Annotated in this window: 2 protein-coding genes and 1 pseudogene; 2 read left to right on the top strand and 1 reads right to left on the bottom strand. The window is 46.1% G+C overall.

Features of this window, described 5'->3' with window-relative positions:
- Positions 1-296 precede the first annotated feature (296 nt).
- Positions 297-1,232: a bifunctional riboflavin kinase/FAD synthetase gene (locus tag AC805_RS04960; protein WP_055074387.1), complete on the bottom strand. Its 936-nt coding sequence runs from the start codon at positions 1,230-1,232 to the stop codon at positions 297-299.
- Between the two features lie 393 nt (positions 1,233-1,625).
- Here AC805_RS04960 and pyk point away from each other — a divergent pair, with 393 nt between their 5' ends.
- Positions 1,626-3,398, top strand: a complete 1,773-nt coding sequence (gene pyk / locus AC805_RS04965; protein ID WP_055074388.1) for a pyruvate kinase — start codon at positions 1,626-1,628, stop codon at positions 3,396-3,398.
- A gap of 38 nt (positions 3,399-3,436) precedes the next feature.
- A pseudogene (locus AC805_RS04970) lies at positions 3,437-3,775 on the top strand (iron-containing alcohol dehydrogenase); the annotation flags it as partial.
- Positions 3,776-3,964 lie beyond the last annotated feature (189 nt).

Raw genomic sequence — 3,964 nt, forward strand, 5'->3', positions numbered from 1 at the left:
CTTGTCTGGCAATGATTCTAGTAGTTGTCGAAAAAATCCTACTATTGTGTCGAACGATCCTTGTTGTTTCAAAGATCTTGCCCTGCATGAATCATGATCATCCTGATGACATTAACAATAACCCTAATATCAATGGTTTGACTAGCTTGCTTTCATAATGAGAATTGCTGGTATTTCATCAAGAGTTCGATATTTAATGGAAATCCGAACTAAAATAGTCTGCAATCTCTGATCATCTAAAATCTACGTCAATAAAATAAACCTTTTTAATTTGTCTGAGGCTTTTTATTAGTGGGTTAAGTCAAAACCGCAAAATGCTCTAATGCTGTCTGACAGTCCGCTTTAATTTGATCTTTGAGGGCATCTAGGGAAGCGAATTTCTGTTCGGGGCGAATAAATTTGACGAGATCTACATTTAGCTCTTGATTGTATAGATCGCCTTGCCAATCAAATAGATGCACTTCCACAGATCGCCGATCGCCATTTACTGTGGGTCTTAAACCAATATTCATTACCCCAAATATGGGCTTAGAGCTAGAGCTAATATTTACCCGTACAGCATAAACCCCATCACGGGGCAAACACTTTTGAGGAGGGAGATCAAGATTTGCAGTCGGGAAACCGATAGTTCGCCCTAACTGCTTGCCTTGGATGACTTTGCCCACAAGATTATAAGGACGACCAAGCAGAGCATTCGCAAGATCAACTTCCCCCTTAGCCAGAGCAACACGAATATTGGAGCTACTGATCCTAATTGGTGATGGATCGTTAATTTGCATTGTCTGCTCTGGAATGACCGTCAAGCGATCGCCCCAAATATTATGTAAATCGGTAACATTTCCCTGACGTTTTTGTCCGAAGTGAAAATCAAAGCCCACACTAATGAGTTCAACTTGGAGAGAATCAATCAAGATTTTCTGAATAAATTCTGCTGCTGTAAGTTTGGCAAGATCGGCATTAAAGGGCAGCAAAACTAACTGCTCGACCCCCAGCAACTTTAACAGGGCGACTTTTTCATCGAAGGGGGCGAGGAGTAATCGCTGCTTTTGGCTAAAAAATTCTTGAGGATGGGGTGAAAAAGAAACAACGGTGCTGGTTAAACTTGGATCGCGTAGCGCCTTGGGCAAAATAGGCGCAATCACACAACGATGACCTACATGTACGCCATCAAAATTACCAAGGGCGATCGCAGTAGGTCGAGAAATTTGGGTTGGGTCAAAAATTACTCTCACGCTTAATATTTTGACACAATATAGCAATGCAAGGTTTGCTTAGGGCATAAAAAACATAAAGACGAATGGCGGCGCTTTGCTCCGCCATTCGTCTTTATGTTTTTTATGCCCTAGCTGTAGAAACACAAAAGAAACACAAAAGTAGATAAGTAATTGTGCAAAATAAATTCCCAAACCCGTAAGGTTGCGCCCCGCAGGGGCGCAACCTTACGGGTTTGGATTTGTAATTAATTAAGCCTAGCTACTTAATAGATAAGTCCCATGACCGATTTTAATTTTGTACCAAATGGATTTTCTGGGAGAGAACGCTCCTCTTGCCCCAGAGAATGACATCGCATGAAGAATTGTCATGAGATTCTGGTATGTTTGAGGTTCGCCGTTAGCTGACAATCCATGACCGTTAGAGAAACTTTTCGTCGCACAAAAATTGTTGCTACTATTGGACCCGCGACCAGTAGCCCCGATATGATTCGCCAGCTCATTGAAGCAGGCGCTAGTACTTTTCGCCTCAACTTTTCCCACGGCACCCATGCCGATCACCATCGCAGCATTTGCAATATTCGTCAGGTATCCAGTGAATTAAATCAACCCGTTGGCATTTTGCAGGATTTGCAAGGTCCCAAAATTCGCCTTGGAGTCTTTAAAGAAGGACCGATTACCCTAAATAAGGGCGATAAATTTACGCTCACTAGTCGCAAGGTTGATGGCAATTCTGAAATTAGTTGCATTACTTACGACACCTTAGCGGAGGAAGTGCCCATTGGCGCGGTCATCATGCTCGATGATGGCAAGGTCGAGATGGTCGTTGAAGATGTCAATGCAGAATTAGGCGATCTCTATTGTCGTGTCGTCATTGGTGGCACACTTTCAAATAATAAAGGGGTAAACTTCCCCAACGTGCATTTATCGGTCAGTGCCATGACCGATAAAGACCGCGAAGATTTACGCTTTGGACTCTCTGAGGGTGTGGACTGGGTTGCCCTTAGTTTTGTCTGCACACCTGAAGATGTACTGGAAGTTAAGGATTTGATTGCGGCTTCGGGACGCAAAGCCAGCGTCGTCGCCAAAATCGAGAAGCATGAAGCGATCGCCAATATGGAAGCGATTCTCTCGGTTTGCGATGGCGTAATGGTAGCGCGGGGAGATCTCGGGGTGGAAATTCCTGCGGAAGATGTGCCGATCGCCCAAAAGCAACTGATTAAAACTGCCAATCGCCTTGGCATCCCCGTCATTACGGCAACACAGATGCTCGATAGCATGGTGAACAACCCTCGCGCCACCCGTGCGGAAATCTCCGACGTAGCCAATGCGATCATCGATGGTACCGATGCGGTCATGCTCTCCAACGAAACTGCGGTGGGTAAATATCCCATTTTGGCAGTGGAAACCATGGCAAGAATTGCCGTTCGCATTGAAAGAGAGCAGGATCTTAAAATGCAACCCCTAGAAAGTATGGGGCGTGCTATTCCCAATGCAATCAGTCAAGCCGTAGGTAATATTGCGATCCAACTCAAGGCAGCAGCGATCGTAACCCTAACGAAAACGGGTTCAACGGCTCGTAACGTCAGCAAGTTCCGCCCACCGATTCCCATTTTAGCGGTTACCCCCAATGTTCAAGTAGCGAGACGCTTGCAAATGGTTTGGGGCGTACAACCGATGGTATTAATCTCCTTACCATCAGCTCGCCAAAACTTTGAGGCAGCCCTCAACCTCGCCCAAGAGATGAAATTGCTTTCCGCAGGCGATCTCGTTGTCATGTCGGCAGGGACTTTGCAGGATGTAGCGGGATCGACCGATCTGATCAAGGTTGAGTTCGTGTCATCGGTGGTCGGTAAAGGTTTAAGCATTGGTTCGGGCATCGTTCACGGTCGAGCTAGGGTCGCTTTTCACCATCTCGATGTGCGCGACTTTAACGAAGGTGAAATCCTCGTCATCGATCGCACTGATGCCGACTATATCGAGGTAATGCGCAAGGCATCCGCAGTAATCACCGAAGAGGCAAGCCTTGACTCCCATGCCGTAGCGATCGGTCGAAAGCTTGGCGTTCCCGTATTAATTGGCGTGCATAATGCCACGGGCTTTATCCGCGATGGCGAACCCCTAAGCGTAAACTTTAGCAAAGGCATGATCTACTCTGGTTCGCGATCGGACGATCTGACGTTTTAGCTATAGTGTGTAAAGTTCGCTAGGCGAACTTACACATTTATGAAGCTCGCGCTAATTTGATGTGATGTGCCACGATGGCTTTGAGTGGATCGATCGGTGCTGGCGTGCCCCAAGACTGGGCTAATCATGCGATCGGTCATGAGCTAACGGCGTTACATGGTATCGATCACGCCCAAATCTTAGCGATCGTATTACCCAACTTGTTGACGATTCAACGCGATGGAAAGCGGCAAAAGCTACTGCAATACGCTGATCGCGTTTGGGGTCTTGTTGATGGTACGGAAGAATCGCGAATCGATCGTGCGATCGCCAAAACTCGCGACTTTTTTGAGACCGTGGGCATTCGCACCCATTTGTCAGACTATGGAGTGGACTTATGCGCTTAACATCTGTGCTTAATACTTTTTCTGTAATTCTGTAATAGTGATGCAAAGCATCACTGTTATAGCAAGTTAAGAAATGGCTACGCCATTTCTTAACTTGAAAACCCTTAAGCTCCTGCGGATAAAAAATGTCCCACCAAAGTTATCTAGCTTCGACTTCGCTCAGCTAACGTTGGCTGAGCG

Source organism: Pseudanabaena sp. 'Roaring Creek' (genome assembly GCF_001402795.1).
Classification (GTDB): domain Bacteria; phylum Cyanobacteriota; class Cyanobacteriia; order Pseudanabaenales; family Pseudanabaenaceae; genus Pseudanabaena.